20 protein-coding genes are annotated in these 19,020 nt (G+C 31.4%); 18 read left to right on the top strand and 2 right to left on the bottom strand.

All coding sequences use genetic code 11. The features are described 5' to 3' along the window. Window positions 1–21 precede the first annotated feature (21 nt). A complete protein-coding gene (locus ACREV6_RS08405; RefSeq protein WP_431577559.1) occupies window positions 22–405 on the bottom strand; it encodes a hypothetical protein in 384 nt (127 codons plus the stop codon). Between the two features lie 204 nt (window positions 406–609). Here ACREV6_RS08405 and ACREV6_RS08400 point away from each other — a divergent pair, with 204 nt between their 5' ends. Beyond that, window positions 610–1,497, top strand: coding sequence for an N-acetylmuramoyl-L-alanine amidase family protein (locus ACREV6_RS08400; RefSeq protein WP_431577558.1), 888 nt, complete (start codon window positions 610–612; stop codon window positions 1,495–1,497). A gap of 236 nt (window positions 1,498–1,733) precedes the next feature. Here ACREV6_RS08400 and ACREV6_RS08395 read toward each other — a convergent pair whose 3' ends face one another. Further along, entirely contained in the window at window positions 1,734–4,277 is a 2,544-nt protein-coding gene (locus ACREV6_RS08395; RefSeq protein WP_431577557.1) for an FAD-dependent oxidoreductase, read from the bottom strand. A gap of 195 nt (window positions 4,278–4,472) precedes the next feature. Here ACREV6_RS08395 and ACREV6_RS08390 point away from each other — a divergent pair, with 195 nt between their 5' ends. From ACREV6_RS08390 to ftsX, 17 genes are all read left to right on the top strand, one after another. Further along, window positions 4,473–5,363 (top strand): DegV family protein, encoded by an 891-nt coding sequence (locus tag ACREV6_RS08390; RefSeq protein ID WP_431577556.1) that lies wholly within the window; start codon window positions 4,473–4,475, stop codon window positions 5,361–5,363. A 177-nt stretch (window positions 5,364–5,540) separates the two neighbouring features. After that, a complete protein-coding gene (locus tag ACREV6_RS08385; RefSeq protein ID WP_431577555.1) occupies window positions 5,541–5,999 on the top strand; it encodes a COG2426 family protein in 459 nt (152 codons plus the stop codon). Window positions 6,000–6,276: 277 nt separating this feature from the next. After that, a complete protein-coding gene (locus ACREV6_RS08380; RefSeq protein ID WP_431577554.1) occupies window positions 6,277–7,224 on the top strand; it encodes an AAA family ATPase in 948 nt (315 codons plus the stop codon). A gap of 12 nt (window positions 7,225–7,236) precedes the next feature. After that, window positions 7,237–8,361, top strand: a complete 1,125-nt coding sequence (locus ACREV6_RS08375; protein WP_431577553.1) for a DUF58 domain-containing protein — start codon at window positions 7,237–7,239, stop codon at window positions 8,359–8,361. Between the two features lie 2 nt (window positions 8,362–8,363). Beyond that, the gene (locus tag ACREV6_RS08370) at window positions 8,364–9,605 is read left to right on the top strand and encodes a hypothetical protein (RefSeq protein ID WP_431577552.1); all 1,242 of its coding nucleotides are present in this window, start codon (window positions 8,364–8,366) and stop codon (window positions 9,603–9,605) included. 160 nt (window positions 9,606–9,765) lie between these two features. Continuing rightward, window positions 9,766–10,365 carry a hypothetical protein gene (locus ACREV6_RS08365; protein ID WP_431577551.1) on the top strand — a complete coding sequence of 200 codons (600 nt, stop codon included), beginning with the start codon at window positions 9,766–9,768 and terminating at the stop codon, window positions 10,363–10,365. 368 nt (window positions 10,366–10,733) lie between these two features. After that, window positions 10,734–11,087: a DUF6514 family protein gene (locus ACREV6_RS08360; protein WP_431577550.1), complete on the top strand. Its 354-nt coding sequence runs from the start codon at window positions 10,734–10,736 to the stop codon at window positions 11,085–11,087. Window positions 11,088–11,373: 286 nt separating this feature from the next. After that, window positions 11,374–11,769: a holo-ACP synthase gene (gene acpS, locus ACREV6_RS08355; protein ID WP_431577549.1), complete on the top strand. Its 396-nt coding sequence runs from the start codon at window positions 11,374–11,376 to the stop codon at window positions 11,767–11,769. A 142-nt stretch (window positions 11,770–11,911) separates the two neighbouring features. Next, entirely contained in the window at window positions 11,912–12,526 is a 615-nt protein-coding gene (locus tag ACREV6_RS08350) for a germination lipoprotein GerS-related protein (protein ID WP_431577548.1), read from the top strand. Between the two features lie 57 nt (window positions 12,527–12,583). Then, the gene (gene alr / locus ACREV6_RS08345; RefSeq protein WP_431577547.1) at window positions 12,584–13,744 is read left to right on the top strand and encodes an alanine racemase; all 1,161 of its coding nucleotides are present in this window, start codon (window positions 12,584–12,586) and stop codon (window positions 13,742–13,744) included. A 159-nt stretch (window positions 13,745–13,903) separates the two neighbouring features. Continuing rightward, complete coding sequence (locus ACREV6_RS08340; protein WP_164959547.1) at window positions 13,904–14,224, top strand: CopG family transcriptional regulator; 321 nt, start codon at window positions 13,904–13,906, stop codon at window positions 14,222–14,224. Further along, complete coding sequence (locus ACREV6_RS08335; protein ID WP_164959548.1) at window positions 14,184–14,531, top strand: type II toxin-antitoxin system PemK/MazF family toxin; 348 nt, start codon at window positions 14,184–14,186, stop codon at window positions 14,529–14,531. The genes ACREV6_RS08340 and ACREV6_RS08335 overlap by 41 nt, the downstream gene beginning before the upstream one ends. Before the next feature lie 314 nt (window positions 14,532–14,845). Further along, window positions 14,846–15,670 (top strand): transketolase, encoded by an 825-nt coding sequence (locus ACREV6_RS08330; RefSeq protein ID WP_431577546.1) that lies wholly within the window; start codon window positions 14,846–14,848, stop codon window positions 15,668–15,670. Beyond that, a complete protein-coding gene (locus ACREV6_RS08325; RefSeq protein WP_431577545.1) occupies window positions 15,670–16,608 on the top strand; it encodes a transketolase family protein in 939 nt (312 codons plus the stop codon). The genes ACREV6_RS08330 and ACREV6_RS08325 overlap by 1 nt, the downstream gene beginning before the upstream one ends. A 116-nt stretch (window positions 16,609–16,724) precedes the next feature. Further along, window positions 16,725–17,081: a hypothetical protein gene (locus tag ACREV6_RS08320; protein ID WP_431577544.1), complete on the top strand. Its 357-nt coding sequence runs from the start codon at window positions 16,725–16,727 to the stop codon at window positions 17,079–17,081. A gap of 322 nt (window positions 17,082–17,403) precedes the next feature. Then, window positions 17,404–18,090, top strand: a complete 687-nt coding sequence (gene ftsE / locus ACREV6_RS08315; RefSeq protein ID WP_431577543.1) for a cell division ATP-binding protein FtsE — start codon at window positions 17,404–17,406, stop codon at window positions 18,088–18,090. Beyond that, window positions 18,080–18,973 (top strand): permease-like cell division protein FtsX, encoded by an 894-nt coding sequence (ftsX, locus tag ACREV6_RS08310; protein WP_431577542.1) that lies wholly within the window; start codon window positions 18,080–18,082, stop codon window positions 18,971–18,973. Before ftsE ends, ftsX begins: the two co-directional genes overlap by 11 nt. The last annotated feature ends 47 nt before the right edge of the window (window positions 18,974–19,020 follow it).

Here is a 19,020-nt window from a genome sequence, read left to right as displayed (position 1 = left end):
CTTAGGACTTTGCCTGCTTTTCTAAGTTAATCCATTCATTCGGTCTCTTCTGTTTTGCTGTTTTTCCTTCATGTTTTCTAGGACATCCTTATCCATATGATCTTTGTTATGATCCATATATCCGTTAGCAAAGGTATAGTTTTTTTCTAGGCCTTCTGACTCATTAGAGCGAGTTTTGTTTCCACTTACAATTTTATCTTTTAAAATCTCAATGTTATCTTCTCTCTCAGCTTGTTTTTCTCTTGCTTCATTGACCCTTTCTGGTGAAGCAATATCAGAGTGCTGCTCAAGATGTCGCTCTGTTCTAGTATGACTTTCTACTAGGTTTTCAAGCTCCTCTATTCTATTAGCTTTTTCGATTTTATCACGGTCATCATTCACGTATTTATCTTTATTTCGTGGCATGAAAAGGCCTCCTCTTTTTTAAAGTTCATCCTTTTTAGTTTAGGTATTTGGGCTTATTATAATACTATGAAATGCTTGGGATTTAACATATAATATTTTTTTGCATTTTCTAATAACTCCAAATAGGTATATACAATCTCATAAAGGAATAGTAAAATAGGCATTGATTATTATTTTTCAAGAGAAATTGTTAGGAGGATTAGAATGTCGAAAATTAAGAAAATTTTATTAAGTTTTATTTGTCTACCTATAATAGGTGGTGTATTATATGGGGCAACTTATGTGAACAAAGTAAAGGAAGAATACGTACAAGCTATAAAAATTAATGATGTAAATATAAATACTACTAAAAAAGCAGCAGTGTTAAAAGTGGAAAAAGAAAAAATAGCTATAGTAGCACAAAAGCCAACACCGGAGGTGAAGACTGAAACTAAAAAGCAAGTGAAAACACCAATAATAAAAAAACCTTCTGGCAAGGTTATTGTTATAGATCCAGGACATGCAAGTGTTACTAGTATGGAAAAAGAGCAGCAAGCGCCAGGCTCCAACATAATGAAAATAAAGGAGCCAGGTGGGGCTGAGGGTATTAATACAAAAACTCCTGAGTACTTGGTTAATATGGCAGTAGCCGTTAAACTAAAGGGTTTGTTAGAAAAAAAAGGCTATACTGTAATAATGACTAAAACAGAAAATAAACAAATGTTAGGGAATATTGCAAGAGCGAAGATTGGAAATACTTCTAAGGCAGACTTAGTTATAAGAATTCATGCGGATTCAAATGATAATTCATCTGTTAAAGGAGCCTCGATGCTCGTACCAGCAGATACTAAAAATACAAATGCTATATATAAAACAAGTAAAAGATATGGAGAGATAGTTCTTAACAGTTTAATCGGCGTTGGCATGAAAAATAGAGGCGTTGTGGAGAGAAATGATCTTACAGGTTTTAATTGGTCGGTGGTTCCTGTTATTTTAGTGGAAATGGGTTTTCAATCTAATGTGGAAGAGGACAAGCAGCTCACAAATGTGAATTACCAAAGTCGATTATCCAAAGCATTGTCAGAAGGGATTCATAAGGCATTAATAGAATAAGAAAAAATACCTAATTTCCGAGGGTTTCTTATTGCGAATCACTCCGTGGAAATTTCATATTTAGTATATATATTAATTTTTATAGATGTAATGATTCACCTTAATGATTTAAGTGAAAAGTTAAAAAAAATAAGTAAAGAGCACATAAGACATTTAAGTCTTATGTGCTCTTTATTACGTGGATTGCTAAAAAAAACTTGCAACATGCCACTTGCCACGTGGTTGGCACTAGGCATCTAAATTATATCTAGGACTTCCTTTATTGATTTTGAATCTTCAATTGCACTTATTAGTTTAGCTGAAGATTTGTTATCTCCTATTAGAATTCCACCAGTTATGATGTTTTCAGTGAAGAATAATGTTTTGTATATTTTGTTTGTATCATCTTTTAAGCTAATACAAATAGATCCTTCTTTTGAAATTTCTCCTACAGACAATAGTTCAAGGCCCATAGCATTAAAGGAAATGGCACTTAGGGAGATGGATAGGTCTTTACTTTCTCCTACTGCATTCATACCTGCAGCTTTACCCATTTCTACAGCAGCTGGCCAATTACCATATACTCTGTCTTTGAATTCTGCAATATCTCCACAGGCATATATATCTTTGATATTAGTTTCCATTTTATCATTTATTATTATGCCTCTGCCCGTAATTATATTAGTTTCATGGGCTATATTTTTATTTGGTGCAATACCTGTTGAAAATAGTACCAGGTCTGCATCTAGCGTTTTTCCGCTTTTTAGCTTAACAGAACAAACTGATTTTTCACCTACTATAGAGGTTACAGAATCGGAAAGTATAACTTCAATATTTTGGTTTTCAACTGCAGTCTTAAGTATAAGGCTACTTTCACTATCTAATTGCTTAGTGAGTAGGGAACTACTAACTTCTACCACAGAGACATTTAGACCAGACTTTCTTATCTCATAAGCTGCTTCAAGGCCTAAGAGTCCACCACCTACAATTACCACATTCTTTGCGGTTTTCATTTTAATTTTAATAGCTTCTAAATCCTTTAGATTTCTTAAAGTGAAGACACCTGCTTTATCTACTCCATCTACAGGAATCATGAAGTTTTGACTTCCATTTGCTAAAATTAGCTTATCATAACTTACAGTGCTGCCATCTTTAAGTGATATCTTCTTTTCTTCAGGCTTTAAACTTTGAACCTGAACTCCTAAGGTTAGGGTAATGTTATTATCTACATACCATTGTTTTGGAGATAGGTAAAAAGTATCTTCTTTAAGGTCTTCACTTATACCATCAGAGATGGAAGGTCTATAATAGGTTAAGTATGGTTCATCTGAAATTATTTCTATAACACATTGTTTATTTCTTTTTCTTATGGCATCCGCAGCATAATATCCAGCAGCGCCGTTACCAATGATTAGAAATTTTTCTTTTTTATCTGAACTAAAGGTCACTACATCTTGTGATACTTGAATAAATTGATCGGCGCTGGCTCCACAAGCAGGGCATATTTCAGGTGGTTTTGGTCCATCAAATTCTTCCCCACAAACTACGCATTTCCATCTTTTTTCTGTAGAAGGTTTAACGGGGCAACTTTTTATTTTAACCTTTTCAGCTATTTTCTCTGCAAAACTTTCTCCAAATTTAAAGGCGAAGTTTAAATCTCCTTCTGTAGGTTTAAAATTAATTGTCATGGAAGGATATAGATCTAGGTTAAGTTGTTTTAATCTATCCTCTATATTTGGAACGGCTTCTCCACTCCAACCATAGGAACCAAATGCAGAAGCTACTTTTCCGCCATGAACTATAGGGTTTAGATTTATTAAAATATCCCATATTGGTTTTAGTGCGTCTCCATTCATAGTAGGAGAACCAAAAATTACTCCCTGGGATTTATCTATACTATTTAAAATGTCATTCATATCATTATGTATAACATCATACATGTTAACTTTGAAATTACAATAAGTTTTTATACCTTGTTCTATTTTTTTAGCCACAGCCTCCGTATAGCCATAAGCTGATACGTAGCATAAGGTGATTTGTGGCTCCTGGTCAGCTTCAATTGGAAGGCTCCACTCTTTATACTTATTTACTATGTTCCAAGGGTCTTCTCTTAAAATAGGGCCATGTCCTGGGCATATCATATCTATTGAAAGGTCTTTGATTTTATCTATAGCTTTTAACACATAAGGTTTAAAAGGTCCCATAATACAATCAAAGTAGTATTTTAAGGCTTCCATATAATTTTCCTGGCTTTTATTTAAATCATTATACATTTCAGCATTACAGTAGTGGCTACCAAAAGAATCACAAGTTATGAGAATCTTGTCCTCCACAACGTAAGTGAACATTGAATCCGGCCAGTGAAGAAAAGGTGCTGAAATAAAGGATAAGGTTTTATTTCCAAGATTTATACTGTCTCCATCTTTTACAGTTATGTATTCAAAATCTCTATTTACAATTTCTTTGAGAAATTTAATAGCTGCAGCTGAACCTACGACTTTAGCATTTTTAGAAATTTCTAAAAGTTTGCCAACTGAACCTGCATGGTCTGGCTCCGTATGATTAACTACAATATAGTCAATATTCTCTATATTAATGTCTAAAGACTTTAGTCTTTCCAGATATTCATCAAAAAATTTCTCTTTTACTGTTTCGAATACTGCAGTTTTTTCGCTGCCACGAGCTACATAAGAGTTATAAGTGCTACCAAAAGGGGTATACATAACTATGTCAAAAATTCTAAGATTGGGGTCTAGTGCACCTACCCAATATATATCTTTTTTTACTTCTAATGCGTTCATTTACAACACTCCTTTAATTACTATTGAAAAACAATAGTTATTATTTAACATTATAGTATAGGCGTATTTATAAAGCAATAATAATTTACCCTGTAAATACAATTTCCTTTTACAGTGAACACTTTTTATGCTATAGTTTTTACAGTATTGTTTAACAAAATATTTGCGGAATTATAAAAATTAGGAGGAGTACAAATGAAAGATTTTGTTATAATGACAGATTCTTGCTGCGATTTACCGAAGGAGTATATTTATGGTAATAACATACCCTTTGCTATGTTACCATTTAGTTATAATGATAAAGAGTACTTAGATGATTTTGGACAAAGTTTAAGTCAAAAACAGTTTTTTGATGACCTTAGAGAAGGGGCACTTCCAAATACTTCTCAAGCGAATTCCGAAAGCTTCTATAATATGTTTAAGCCGGCTGCGAGGCGTGGACAGGATATAATTTATATTGGAGTTTCTTCAGGTCTTAGCGGAACCTATAATAGCGCTAATATTGGAAAGACTGCAATATTGGAAGAGTTTCCAAATGTTATAATATATATTATTGATGTGTTAACAGCATCACTTGGTCAAGGACTTATGGTTAGAAAAGCTGTAGAAATGAAAAACCTGGGATGCACCGCTGAGAAAATTGTATCTGAAATAGAAAAAATTATACAAAATTTAAATACATATATTACTGTGCAGGATCTTAATTTTTTAAAAAGAGGCGGAAGAATATCTAATGTAGCGGCTACCTTAGGGCTAGTTCTGCATATAAAGCCTATACTTACGCTTAACCAGGTGGGACGCGTAATGCCAGTGCTCAAGGTTCGCGGGCGTAAAAAATCAATAACTAAGCTTGCAGAAATAGTAAAGGATAAGATTATAGATCCTGAAACTCAAACCATAGCTATTTGTCATGCAGATTGCGTTGATGAAGCTGTAAGGCTTAAGGAGGAGATACTGGAAAAGGTTAGGGTTAAAGAAGTACTTATTCATTACATTGGACCGGTAGTGGGAAGGTTTAGTGGACCGGGAGCTTTGGCCGTGTTTTTTATTGGTGAGTCTAGACAACATCATGTAATTGATATTTAAAATTGTGAATATATAGTTAAATATTTTTTTGTTTATAATATCACTTGAAAGTATGTAATCATAATACTTATAATAGTATTGTGAATAATAGATTAAACCTCAAAAAAGACTAGTATGATGACTAGTCATTTTTTTTGAAGATGCGTTAAGAAAAAATGTAAATAAGGAGATTTTTTTATGGAATGGTTACAAGTATTATTACTGTCAGCAGTGCCCCTTAGTGAGATGAAATTTGCTATACCTCTTGGAATAAACGTGTACAATATTAATCCAATAACAGTATTCCTGTTAAGTTTTATTGGAAGTTTGCTTCCGGTTCCATTTATACTGATATTTTTTAATAAAATATTTGACTTTTTAGGAAAATATAAATTTTTTAGTGGCTTTTATAATTTAATTGATAGAAAGATAAACAAGAATAAAGCTAAATTTGAAAAATTTGAAGAAATAGCGCTTATAACGTTTATTGCAATACCTCTTCCAACCACAGGAGTTTGGACAGGGACTGCAATAGCTGCTTTTTTAAAGTTGGATTTTAAAAGATCTGTTATGTGTTCAGTTATAGGATCTTTTTTATGTGGAGTTATTGTTACAGGACTCGCTGTAGCTGCTCCAGCTTTTTTGAAAATGCTTTAATGATATTTCAGAAGGAAAGTCTCCCACTTTTATAAGTGGGGATCACATACTACAACAAAACAAAACTTTAGTGGGAGTCTAAGGCTCCTTCTGAAGTCATTAATTGCAGCTCCGCAGGAGATGCTTTAACTCATGATCTCTTACCTAACGGTGAGGGATTTTTTTATGGTTATAAAAGTAGTAATATTTACTAACGAATATGTTTAAATTAATTACTATATATGGTATATTGAAATTAAAGAAAATGTAAATATATAAGCTAATGGGGGGTTTTAAAATGGATACAAAGAAATTTGAGGAATTTAGAGGCAAAATTAAGGAAAATGTAGGTAAAGTTATAGTAGGCAAAGGGGACAATATAGATAAAATTATAGTGGCGTTTATATGTTCTGGGCATGTGCTTATTGAAGATGTTCCAGGACTCGGGAAAACTAAGCTTGCGAAAAGTCTTTCAAGCTCTATGAATTGCATGTTTAAGAGGATACAGTTTACCCCTGATTTACTACCTTCAGATTTAACTGGAATATATTATTATAATCAAAAAAATCAGGAGTTTGAGTTTAGGTCTGGGCCGCTACTCAGTCAAATAGTTTTAGCAGATGAAATTAATAGAGCTACACCTAGAACACAGTCAGCACTTTTAGAGTGTATGGAAGAGAGGCAAATTACTGTGGAGGGTAATACTATAAAACTCCAAAGACCATTTTTTGTAATTGCTACTCAAAATCCGGTGGAACAGTTTGGAACTTTTCCATTACCAGAAGCACAATTAGATAGATTTTTTATGAAGCTTTCATTGGGGTATCCAGATGCTATAGAGGAGAAGGCCATGATGAATAGATTTATGATAGCAGATCCATTGAATGATCTTCAGGCCGTGGTTTCGATGGAAGACATAGAGTATGTTCAAAATAATTATACTATGATACATGTTAGTGAAGAAATAAAAGATTACATAATAGCAATAGTGAGCGCTACAAGAAGTCATAGAGAAGTGGAGCTTGGCTGTAGTCCAAGAGCTACATTGAATATGATGAAGGGAAGCCAAGCACTAGCTGCTATAAGAGGGAGGGACTATGTAATTCCAGAGGATATAAAGGAACTCGCAGTCCCTATCTTAAGCCATAGGTTAATGCTTAAGAATGATCTGGGCCTGGGTAATAAGAGCAAAACCCTTATAGAAGAAATAATAAGTACTATTCAAGCTCCACTCGAAAAGTTATAGGGAGGGGGGGCAATGTTTATACAATTTGCTCTGATTCTGGCCATACTAACTATTATTTTTTTTATAGGTGAGTTTACACGAAAAAAAGGTTTTGATAACCTCAAAATCAGTAGAAATATTGATAAAGATAGACTTTTACCTGGTGAGGAATTCACTATTACTACAACTATTGAAAATAATAAAAGGCTACCTATATCATTTCTAATGTTAAGTGAGAAAATGCCAGGTGCCATAGAGTTTGTATCAGACAGTAATAGATTTAAAGAAGGGGCTGACTTATGGCATTTAAGTAAATACACCATAAGCTGGTATGAAAGAAAAAGAAGAATTTACAAATTAAAGTGTAACGTACGCGGCGCCTACATTTTAAGAGACATAAATGTTACTGTAGGAGATTTATTTGGACTTTCGGCAGAAACCATGCATGCAGAAGATTTTCTTGAGTTTTTGGTTTATCCTAAACTTATTAATATGAATAATGTTGAATTTGCAAATACCAATTTACAAGGGAATAATAATGTTAAGAGATGGATTCATAAGGATCCATTATATATTAAAGGAATAAGAGAATATAACGTAGAGGATAGAATGAAAGATATTCATTGGAAATCCAGTTTGAAAATGGACAGGCTTATGGTAAAAGAATATGATTTTACTTCAGATAGAGACCTTACAATCATTGTAAACGCTCAATGTGGAGAACCTTATTGGGGTACCATTCAACCACTGCTTATAGAAAATGGAATTACAGTGGCAGCCTCCTTAGCGTCTATAGCCATCAAAGAAGGAGTACCCACAGGAATGTGGACTAATTGTCAATTAGTAGGAATGCAAACTAAAATCACTAGTGAGGTTTATCCAGATATTAATGCTCTTAGAAAAATAATGGAACTTAGTGCTAGGATGAGTTATAGCATTACTATTAGATTTAGCGATTATTTAAGAAGTAAAATAAAAGAATTTAATCCAAATTCTACTTATATAATTATTACGCCTTATTTAGATGAAGAGAGTGTTGGTATTTTATCTAAACTCAAAAGACGGGGCATTTTAATTAAAGTAATAGACGTTTCGTTAAAATCTACTGTGACCTGCATATCAGGTATTGAAAAGATGGATTATAAAGGGGTGTTATAGGGATGAGCTGGTATAGAAAAGTCAAGAGTATTTATAGTATAAGTCTTGTTACTATTTCTTTTATAATTTGGTCAGCTTTAAGTAAATGGTTGTTTAAAAACCCAGTAGAATATAAACTGTTTTTAGTTTGTTTGTGTATTGTTTTTTTGACGCAATATCTTAAAAGTTTGAAGTTAAGAAAACCCCTTTTTATACTAGCGCTTTTAGGACTTAGTATATTAGCTTCTTTTATATTTTTCAAAGGTCAAATCATTTTTATAAATACAATTTTCTTGTTGTTTATGGCTTTAATAACCTATTCATTGGAGGATAATCCTATAGATTACTCTCAATATAAAGAAGATATAACAAAGTCTATGGTAGTGCTAATAGCCATTTGGGTGTTCTCATTTATCTTAGGGACCGACTTTGTAAATGCAATGTATAGGTTCCACGTTCTCTATATAATAATGATTATTATACTTATGAGAGAAACGCGAAGATATGTATATGCTGTTAAAAGCAATACTACTATGGTTACAAATATAATTATAGGAATATCAGTTCTTACTTTATCTTTGGATTATGCCAGCAAAATTATATCAGGATTATTAGATATGATTATGCATTTAGCAAATTATATATTGTTTATAATAGTATCCCTTCTAATTAAAATTTTTGGTGGCCCAATAAGTTGGTTGTCTGAAAAACTAAGGGGATTTTTTATTAAGTGTCAAAGAGTTGCAGGTAGTGCAGATACATCTAAAACCAATTTAAAAAAACAGCCTATTCTGACTAAATATGAATCAATTGAAATATCACCAGTGCTTATTATAATTTTTAAAATTTTGATTTTACTTCTTATTTTATATGTAATATATAAATTTTTATCGAGATTTAGAAATAAAACAAAAATTTGTAATGAATTTGTAGAAGAAAAGGAAAGAATTGTTAGCAAAAAGAAGAAAAAACATTGGGTTAAAGACTTGTTGCGTAAAATTTTTCAAGGCGGTCAAAGTAATAGAGATAAGATTCTTTATACATACAAAGGTTTTGAAAATATAACTGAAGAAGCAGATATTTATAAGACTTACATGACTGCCACGCAGCTAAAGAACGTTACTAAAATTAAAGTTGATAATTTAGATAGCTTAGATGAGATGACATCGGTATATAACGAAGCTAAGTTTTCAGTGCATCCTATGACCCAGGAAAATGTTGCGATGGTTAAAAAGGGACATAGTGATATTAAGAAGAAAATATAAGATCAAAGTACATGAAAATAAATAACAAGTCAGTATGTTAGTATACTTGACTTGTTATTTATTTTCATGTGCTTTAGTATAGTTTGTATTTAATTAGCCACACTAAATAGGGAGGACTTAGAATTCTCAACTAATTTATTAGAGTGGGGGCAATAGGATTATGAGTTACATGGATTATAATAATAAAAGTTATTTAAATAAGGCTTATAAAAATTTTTCAGAGCTAGTGTATGTTGTGTCTACTAAAGAGCTCCAGTATTTTATTACAAAAGGTGAATTCACTAGTTTTTTCAACTACAGAATGAAGAAAATGTTATCAGAAATTAGTGACCAGAAAAATGGTCTGGTAGATGCTAGCATTTTTTTTAACACAGATGGAGAAATAACTTTGATAGATGCCGAAATAGTTGGGAAGTTTATCCAAGATAATTATAGGCTGAAAATGTTGGAATATTACAAAAATACATCTTTAAATAGAATTGTTAGAGAGGTAGTTAATGGTAGTGAAAAAGCAAAAGGAGATTTTATACTAATTTCGTACTCCATATTATACAATACCTTAAAGGAACTATATAAAACTATTAGTTGCAAAAAAGATAATTCCATTGTGTATAAAAATCGATATGATTTAGAGGCGTATTACAAGGATGATTGTACTATGATTATTGCAGTATTATTAATATTGGAAGATTTATGTAAATACATTGGCGTTGATAGGTATAAAATGTTGAAAGAAATAAAGGAAAAAAAATACAAATAACATTATTGGATTAAAAAATAAACAAAATAGTTAGCAAAACAAACAACTATTATGCCAAATATTTACATAATAATTATATTTTTCATTATATTGCGGGTCAAATAAAAAATAGTTGCACTTTTTAAAAATATATTCAATTTATAATAAAAAAACTTTTATATATATTTATTATGATTTCGACAAAATAAGCTAGTGTATATATAAAGAGATGCCTGTGGATACTTTGTTAATAATAACATTATGGGCGCAAAGAGTTGAAGTTGTCACTTTTAAGAGATAATACATTTGAACCCATTTCATAAAATGACAGATTTTTCTGAAAAATAATGTTACTATATTTTCAATAACATAACACAAGGGGGACGAATATGGTAGTTTTAGAAAATTTATCTAAAAGAGTAACAGAGGTTGATGTAAAGCATAATTATTTTTATAGATTAGTAAAAAGTCAGGTTTCTGTTTCAATGGATAATGAATCTACTGAAGTACAAGCCTATGGTATTGAGATTGAAAGGCAAGACATCGTTGATGATACAGTAGTATTTATAGAGAGGGATTGTGTAGAAAACATAAGTCCTCAAAGACATAAAGTTAAAAATCTTATAAAAATGCTATATGAAAATACAGTATCACCTATTCATATGATTGATATACTAGGTGACTATATTGATGAGTATATTAGCGATTTTGATGAGATGTTAAAAAATATTGGTACTTGCTAATATTTTGAAAAATAGCTACGTGCTCTCGTTACTTTAGTAATGAGCTAGTGGCGATATATTATTAAACTAAACTAACATAGTGAGGAGGATTCTCCTCTTTTTGTTATATAAAGAAAAATATAGTTTGAAAATAGAAGCACATAAAATAACTTATGAATAATACTATAAATAATCATAAATTTATTATATTATGTTAGTAGCAGTATGAATATTAGTATAGTTAAAATCTGTGTTTAATTAAATATATAAATTATGGAGCAGAGATTAAAGAGCGGGAGTGAGAGTTTTGATTATTGGAGTAGGTACTGATATTGTTGAAATACGACGAATAAAAAATGCTATGGTCGCCAACAGTAGGTTTTTAGAAAAAATTTTTACAATAACTGAATTAGAATACCTTAAAAGTAGAAATTTGAGGCCGGAATATGTGGCTGGAAGATTCGCTGCTAAAGAAGCAGTAGCAAAAGCGTTAGGTACAGGGTTTAGGGGGTTTGACTTTAAAGATATTGAAATTGACAGGACAACCCTTGGAAAGCCAATAGTAATTTTAAAAGGCAAAGCAAAGTTAATAGCTAAAAAAGAGGGAAAGTATAATATTCATCTTAGCATATCTCACGGGGAAGATTGTGCGGTAGCTTATGCTATATTTGAAGTAGAAAAAAATGAAGAGGTGAGTGAATAGCTGCAGATAATGATTTTTTTGTCATTAGCTATTTTTGTAATAGTATGAAACCATGAGTAATAGTAATAGTAGTAGAGTGATTTGTTATGGTAGATAACAGGGGTAACCCTATCTGCTCTAGAGAAATGCTAGGAGGGTAACAATGAAAAAAAAATTACTATTATTTTTAATACTTTTACTTGTTTCTAGTTCCACGCTATTAACTTCCTGTAATAAAAAACCTAAGAATACGAATGATATTGTAACCTTTTTAAAAAACATGGAAAGCTATACTACAGAAATGAACATGGATATAAAGAATGATAAGCAGACTATTAACTATAAGGCAAGGCAATCCTATTTGAAAGGAGGCGGATATAAACTAGAGCTAAATAAAGACAGAGTATTTATCTATAAAACCGATGATAATATTTATATTAATGATAAAAACAATGGAACAAAGTATGTACAGAGCAAGGATTTTGATGAAGTTCTTAAACTGTGTTTTATTGGAGAATACATAGGATTATTGTATACTAATGAGGAAATAAAATATTCAATTGAAAAGATTAATGATATTGAATATTCAGTAATCAATTTATTTATACCTGGTAGCAATAAAAATATTAATAATGCATTGTTGTATGTTAATTATAAAAGTATGATACCAGAAAAATTGGTTATTTATGATATAAAGGGTAAAGAAAAAATCAATATAACATATACTAATTTTCTTACTAATGTAAAAATTGAACCATTGGAGTTTTCAATTCCTTAGTGCGAGTAAAAACATAAGCATAAGAATTAAATTTCAATATCAGAAGAGGTGAAGGTCGTGTTTAGACATTTAAGGCCCGTATGGGCAGAGGTTGATTTAGATAAACTAGCTTATAATATGAGAGAAATTCGAAGGGTAGCTAAGAGCGAAAATATAATAGCTGTTGTAAAGGCAGATGCCTATGGACATGGAGCTATAGATGTGGCGCCAGTGCTCCTACAAAATGGTGCTAATAGATTAGCTGTAGCGGTAGTAAGTGAAGCAGTGGAGCTTAGGCGTTCAGGCATAGAATGCCCAATAATGATTTTAGGGTTTACGCCACCAAATTTAATAGATGATTTATTAAAATATAACATTGAGCAAGCTGTATACTCTTATGAATTTGCAAGTGAATTATCAAAAATGGCTCAAAAGAAAAATAAAGTAGCTAAAATTCATATAATTGTAGATACGGGTATGGGTAGGATAGGTTATCTGCCAAATGATGGCAGTATAGAAGAAGTATATAGTATTAGTAAGCTACCTAATATAATTATAGAAGGAATGTTTTGTCATTTTTCCTCGGCTGATGAAAAAGACAAGACTTATACCTATAACCAAGTTAAAAAGTACAATTATTTTTATGAAAAGTTAAAAGAGAAAAAAGTGAACATAAATATAAGACATATGGCCAATAGCGCTGCTATTATAGATTTACCTGAAACACATTATGAGGCAGTACGACCAGGAATAATATTATATGGCTATTATCCTTCTGGAGAGGTAAATAAGGACAATATAAATTTAAAAACTGTAATGACCTTAAAAACAAATGTAGTACACATAAAAAGTTTGCCACCTGGAGAATACGTGAGTTATGGAAGAAAGTTTAAAACAGAGAGAGAAAGTATTATAGCTACACTTCCAGTTGGATATGCAGATGGATATACAAGGCTTCTATATCAAAAGGGAAAGGTTATCATAAAGGGAAGCTTTGCTCCAGTAATAGGTAGGATCTGCATGGATCAATGTATGATTGATGTTACTGATATTTCTGGAGTGAAGATTGGTGATGAGGTTATACTAATGGGTGAAGATGAGAAAAATAAATTTACAGCGGATACAATAGCGGAACTAATAGGAACTATAAATTATGAAATAGTTTGTATGGTTGGGAAAAGAGTTCCGAGAGTCTACATTAGTAAAGGTAAAGTTGTGAAAATAAGAAATTACGTGTAATATTAATGTATTATATGTAAAATAAACTATTTATGTGTAAAAATACTGTTGTAAAAGGGTTAAAATACCCATAATTTCTTTGACATATTGACATAGGTTGAATTATAATATATTTTGTACATATTGTTGCTTAAGCAAATGGGAGGTATTAAATTTTCTATGTCAACTTCAAAGAAATTAGTAGTAAACCTATCAGAAACACTCTATATTGAATTTAATAAGGCACTCCAGAAAGATTCTAAAAAAAGAAGTGAATTTTTTAGGGAAGCTATAATACTATATATTGAGGAAAAGAAAAGACTTAGTTATATAGATGAAATGAAACGTGGTTATTTAGAAATGGCTGAATTAAATTTAGAAATAGCTGACATGGGTTTTGAAATTGATATTAAAGATTTTAAAGATTACGAAGTTAAGCTTTCGGAGAGTGATTTGTCTAATGACAACAATAGTGAAAAGAGGAGATATATTTTATGCTGATTTGAGCCCGGTTGTAGGCTCAGAGCAAGGTGGGGTTAGACCAGTAATTATAATTCAAAATGATATTGGAAATAAGTACAGTCCCACTATTATAATTGCAGCTATTACGTCTCAGATAAACAAGGCAAAACTCCCTACTCATGTTGAAATTTCTTCAGAAGAGTATGGGTTAAATAAAGATTCAGTAGTTTTGCTAGAACAAATAAGAACACTAGATAAAAAAAGATTAAAAGAAAAAATTGGTCATATGACTGATAGCGATATGAAAAAAGTAGATACTGCACTTTTAATTAGTGTAGGTTTATAAAATTAATAAGGGCATTTATTGCCCTTATTAAAAACGATAAGGTCATTTATTGAACTTATTTCATTTTATGGGTTAATGGCTCAATGTATTTTAATAAAACTATAGATTTTAAAAAAAATCTATAGTTTTTTATTTTTTTTTGTAGAATCCTTAAGAAATATGTTGTTATAGTGTGTAATATTGTTATAATAATGGTGGAAGATAAATGGAATACAAGTAAATAACTATTATTAGTATTATTGATCTCAAAGCAATATTAGGAGGAAAACAATTAATAATTATTTTATACTCTAAAGAAATACTAGGAGGTACTTATGCAAAATACAGTAGAAAGATTAAAAGCAATTGCAAGGCAAGTTAGAAAAAATATAATAACTATGATCACAGAGTCACATTCTGGTCACCCAGGTGGATCATTATCCTGCGTTGAAATTATAACTACATTATATTTTAATGAGATGAATGTAAGTGTAGAAAATAAAAATGACCCCAATAGAGATAGATTCGTTTTATCAAAGGGACACGCTGCACCAGCATTATATAGCGTGCTTGCTGAAAAGGGATTTTTTGATAAGGATGAGTTAATGGGACTCAGAAAATTAGGGTCAAGGCTCCAAGGACACCCTAATATGAACACTGTACCTGGAGTAGATATGTCTACAGGGTCCCTTGGACAAGGTATTTCAGCTGCAGTAGGTATGGCAATAGCTGGAAAACTTGATAAAAAAGATTATAGAGTATATTCATTACTTGGTGATGGAGAGCTTGCAGAAGGTCAAGTATGGGAAGCTACTATGTCAGCTGCACATTATAAGCTTGATAACTTAACGGCTTTTGTAGACCATAATGGACTGCAAATAGATGGCAAAGTTTCTGAGGTTATGGGGTCTGATCCAGTAGATGCTAAATTTGCAGCTTTTGGATGGAATACTATATCTGTGGATGGGCATGATTTTGATCAAATTAAAAATGCTATAGAAGAAGCTAAAAAAACAAAAGGAAAACCAACAGTTATAATCTGTGAAACTATAAAAGGAAAAGGCGTGTCCTTCATGGAAAATGAAGCTGGTTGGCATGGTGCCGCTCCAAGTAAAGAGCAATGCCAAATGGCAATAGACGAAATTGGGGGTGCACTATAATGGGTAAAATTGCAACAAGAGAAGCTTATGGTAAGGCCTTAGCTAAATTAGGCCTGGAAAATGAAAATATAGTCGTTTTAGATGCAGATTTATCTAAATCTACTAAAACTGCAGATTTTAAAAAAGTTGCTCCGGAAAGATTTATTAATATGGGTATTGCTGAAGGGAATATGATGTCCGTAGCAGCAGGGATTGCTACTTGTGGGAAAATTCCTTTTGCAAGCACTTTTGCAATATTTGCAGCAGGAAGAGCTTTTGAACAAATAAGAAATTCTATTTGTTATCCTAAATTAAATGTTAAAATTTGTGCAACACATGCAGGATTAACTGTAGGAGAAGATGGAGCTTCTCACCAGGCTATAGAAGACATAGCTCTAATGAGAAGTATTCCTAATATGGTAGTTATAAGCCCAAGTGATGATATTGAAACAGAGGCAGCTATTGCAGCTATTACGAAATACAATGGACCTTGTTATGTAAGACTAGGAAGAATGGGTGTTGAGACAATAAATGATAACCCTGATTATAAATTCGAACTGGGAAAAGCTGTAACACTTAGAGAAGGTCGTGACGCAACTATAATAGCTACAGGTATTATGGTAGATGCTGCATTGGAAGCTTATAACATCTTAGCTGAGGAAGGAATAAAGGTTAAAGTGTTAAATATACACACTATTAAACCTATAGATGAAGAAGCGATTATTACTGCAGCTAGAAAAACCGGATTAATTGTTACTGCAGAAGAACATAGTGTTATAGGTGGACTTGGATCTGCAGTAGCAGAGGTTGTTTGTTCAAATCATCCAGTGCCAGTTATGAGAGTTGGAATCAAAGATACCTTTGGTGAAAGTGGCAAACCAGATGAACTTTTAAAAGCTTATGGATTAACCACAGAAGAAATAGTTAAAGCTCTTAAAAAAGGCCTGAGTTTAAAATAATTTTAAAGACCCTTATGTGTTTATACATAGGGGTCTTAACTATTCTACAGGATAATGTTTTTTGCGATGATTTATGATATAATACATCAAGAATAATAAGGGGGAGGGGGACAAGCATGAAAGAAATTTTAAAGGATTTATTACATTGTTTTATATTGTCATTAAAAATATTTTTAATTCCTATAATTTTGGGAGCTTTAATTGGCGTAATAGGTGGGTTAGCCTCAGGTGACTTAAATCTTCAAGGGGTATTAGCCTCAGTAGACAGGACAGCTATTAGAATATCTTGTTTTGGTCTTGCTATTTCAGGTATAGGTTTTGTAAAAAGAGAAATGTTAGAACCGCTTAATTATGAAGAAAAATGGATGGAGTACTTTGAAAAATTGAACTTAGTCGGTGTAATATTTTTCGTTTCCCTATTTATGTTAATTTATTCAACAATAATTGACTTAATATTATTTCAAATTTATTAATCAACAATAAGGTTACTGTAGACAGCAAGCTTATTGCTGTAGGTGGCACCTTTTTTTGATGAATTACTTTTTGTACTTTAATCGCACATATACTTCAAAATTAAAATTATGATAATTTTATAAGACCTCATAATTTTAGTTTTATAGGAAAACATAAAGATAAATAATATTTATGAATTTTTGAAAAAGTAAATCAACGTATTTTGAGTAATATTCACGAAAATTTTATAATAAAATTTATTATAGGTCTAGTCCTTATGATATAATGTTGTTATGGATTTTACTGAAATGAATTACATAAACGTAGTAAGGAGAATGAAATATGATAGAATTTAAGAAAGTAACTAAGATTTATGATAATAATGTAATAGCCTTGTCGAATGTTGATATTACTATTGAAAAAGGGGAATTTGTATTCCTTGTAGGTCCTAGTGGAGCGGGAAAATCTACTTTTATTAAAATACTTTTAAAAGAGATAGAACCAACTACAGGTAGTGTCATTTTAAACAATACGGATATAACAAAATTAAAAAGAAACCAGATACCTTATTTTAGAAGAAAAATTGGAGTGGTTTTCCAAGATTTTAGATTGATTGATACTTTAAATGTTTACGAAAATGTGGCTTTTGCACTGAGAGTTACAGAGTGTTCACCAAGGGATATTAGAAAAAGAGTGCCTTTGGTTTTAGATTTAGTTGGATTATCTAAAAAACATATGGCTTTTCCTCATGAAATTTCAGGTGGAGAGCAACAAAGAGTTTCTCTTGCTAGAGCTATAGTAAATAATCCTACATTGCTAATAGCAGATGAGCCAACGGGAAATTTAGATCCTGAAACAGCAATAGGTATCATGGATATTTTAAATGATATTAATAAGGCTGGTACTACAATAGTTATGGCAACACATGCAAAGAATATAGTAGACTCTATGAAGAAGAGAGTAATAGCTATAGAAAAAGGTGTTCTAGCTAGAGATGAGCAGAGAGGAAGATACGGTTATGAAGATTAGTACAATTAAATATTATTTTGTAGATGCACTAAAAAGTTTAAAAAGAAATAGAACTGTTAGTATGGCGTCAATCGCTACAGTGGCAGCTACTCTATTTATTTTAGGCGTGTTTTTATTAATTGTTTTTAATGTTAATGCAGGAGTTAAACAAGTAGGTTCTAAGTTACAGGTGCAAATTTTTCTTAAAGAGGATGTAACAATAGGTGATAAATCTGTTATTCAAAAGGCCCTTGACAATGTAGAGGGAGTTGCAGAGATTAAATTTGAAGATAAGAGCGATGCGCTAGAAAAAATGAAGAAACAATTTGGAAAAGATAGTAAATCCTTAGTACAAGGCTTTGATAAAAAGAACCCTCTTCCAACTTCATATATTGTAAGAGTAGAAAAACCTGAAATAGTAGATAATATAGTTAAGGCTACTGAAGGATTAAAAGGTGTAGATGAAATCAATGATGTTAGGGAAATTGTTGATAAAGTTATAAAAATAACAACTACTTTGAAGATAGTAGGATTAGTATTGTTTGTAATTTTAATAAGTGTATCACTGTTCTTAATAGGAAACACAATTAAGCTTACGCTATATTCTAGAAAAAAAGAAATAGGTATTATGAAATTTGTTGGAGCTACTGATTGGTTTATAAGATGGCCATTTATTATTGAAGGTATGATGCTGGGTTTATCGGGAGCAATTATTTCTACCGGAATACTATATTATGCTTATAAAATGGTTTTTCTAAAGGTTGCAGCAAGTGCATTATTAGGGGTTAATCTAATAAATCCTCATTTTATATTAAGCACTATTCTATGGCAATTTATGTTGGGTGGCATAGTTATTGGAGCCATAGGAAGTATAATGTCTATAAGAAAATTCTTGGTTGTGTAAATATAATATATTTATTTCATTATTAGTGTTATAAATTTATTATATTT

The organism is Clostridium sp. (assembly GCF_050717515.1).
GTDB lineage: Bacteria > Bacillota > Clostridia > Clostridiales > Clostridiaceae > Clostridium_AD.
This window is presented reverse-complemented; position numbering and strand designations above follow the sequence as displayed.

What these genes read in the sequence shown, in the direction of transcription:
- ftsE (WP_431577543.1), top strand. Translation starts at nt 17,404, where the DNA reads ATGATAGAATTTAAGAAAGTAACTAAGATTTATGATAATAATGTAATA.
- ACREV6_RS08330 (WP_431577546.1), top strand. Translation starts at nt 14,846, where the DNA reads ATGCAAAATACAGTAGAAAGATTAAAAGCAATTGCAAGGCAAGTTAGA.
- ACREV6_RS08395 (WP_431577557.1), bottom strand. Translation starts at nt 4,277, where the DNA reads ATGAACGCATTAGAAGTAAAAAAAGATATATATTGGGTAGGTGCACTA.
- ACREV6_RS08405 (WP_431577559.1), bottom strand. Translation starts at nt 405, where the DNA reads ATGCCACGAAATAAAGATAAATACGTGAATGATGACCGTGATAAAATC.
- ACREV6_RS08400 (WP_431577558.1), top strand. Translation starts at nt 610, where the DNA reads ATGTCGAAAATTAAGAAAATTTTATTAAGTTTTATTTGTCTACCTATA.
- ACREV6_RS08370 (WP_431577552.1), top strand. Translation starts at nt 8,364, where the DNA reads ATGAGCTGGTATAGAAAAGTCAAGAGTATTTATAGTATAAGTCTTGTT.
- ACREV6_RS08380 (WP_431577554.1), top strand. Translation starts at nt 6,277, where the DNA reads ATGGATACAAAGAAATTTGAGGAATTTAGAGGCAAAATTAAGGAAAAT.
- ACREV6_RS08365 (WP_431577551.1), top strand. Translation starts at nt 9,766, where the DNA reads ATGAGTTACATGGATTATAATAATAAAAGTTATTTAAATAAGGCTTAT.
- ACREV6_RS08340 (WP_164959547.1), top strand. Translation starts at nt 13,904, where the DNA reads ATGTCAACTTCAAAGAAATTAGTAGTAAACCTATCAGAAACACTCTAT.
- ACREV6_RS08375 (WP_431577553.1), top strand. Translation starts at nt 7,237, where the DNA reads ATGTTTATACAATTTGCTCTGATTCTGGCCATACTAACTATTATTTTT.
- ACREV6_RS08390 (WP_431577556.1), top strand. Translation starts at nt 4,473, where the DNA reads ATGAAAGATTTTGTTATAATGACAGATTCTTGCTGCGATTTACCGAAG.
- ACREV6_RS08350 (WP_431577548.1), top strand. Translation starts at nt 11,912, where the DNA reads ATGAAAAAAAAATTACTATTATTTTTAATACTTTTACTTGTTTCTAGT.
- ACREV6_RS08320 (WP_431577544.1), top strand. Translation starts at nt 16,725, where the DNA reads ATGAAAGAAATTTTAAAGGATTTATTACATTGTTTTATATTGTCATTA.
- ACREV6_RS08385 (WP_431577555.1), top strand. Translation starts at nt 5,541, where the DNA reads ATGGAATGGTTACAAGTATTATTACTGTCAGCAGTGCCCCTTAGTGAG.
- ACREV6_RS08335 (WP_164959548.1), top strand. Translation starts at nt 14,184, where the DNA reads ATGACAACAATAGTGAAAAGAGGAGATATATTTTATGCTGATTTGAGC.
- ACREV6_RS08325 (WP_431577545.1), top strand. Translation starts at nt 15,670, where the DNA reads ATGGGTAAAATTGCAACAAGAGAAGCTTATGGTAAGGCCTTAGCTAAA.
- ftsX (WP_431577542.1), top strand. Translation starts at nt 18,080, where the DNA reads ATGAAGATTAGTACAATTAAATATTATTTTGTAGATGCACTAAAAAGT.
- ACREV6_RS08360 (WP_431577550.1), top strand. Translation starts at nt 10,734, where the DNA reads ATGGTAGTTTTAGAAAATTTATCTAAAAGAGTAACAGAGGTTGATGTA.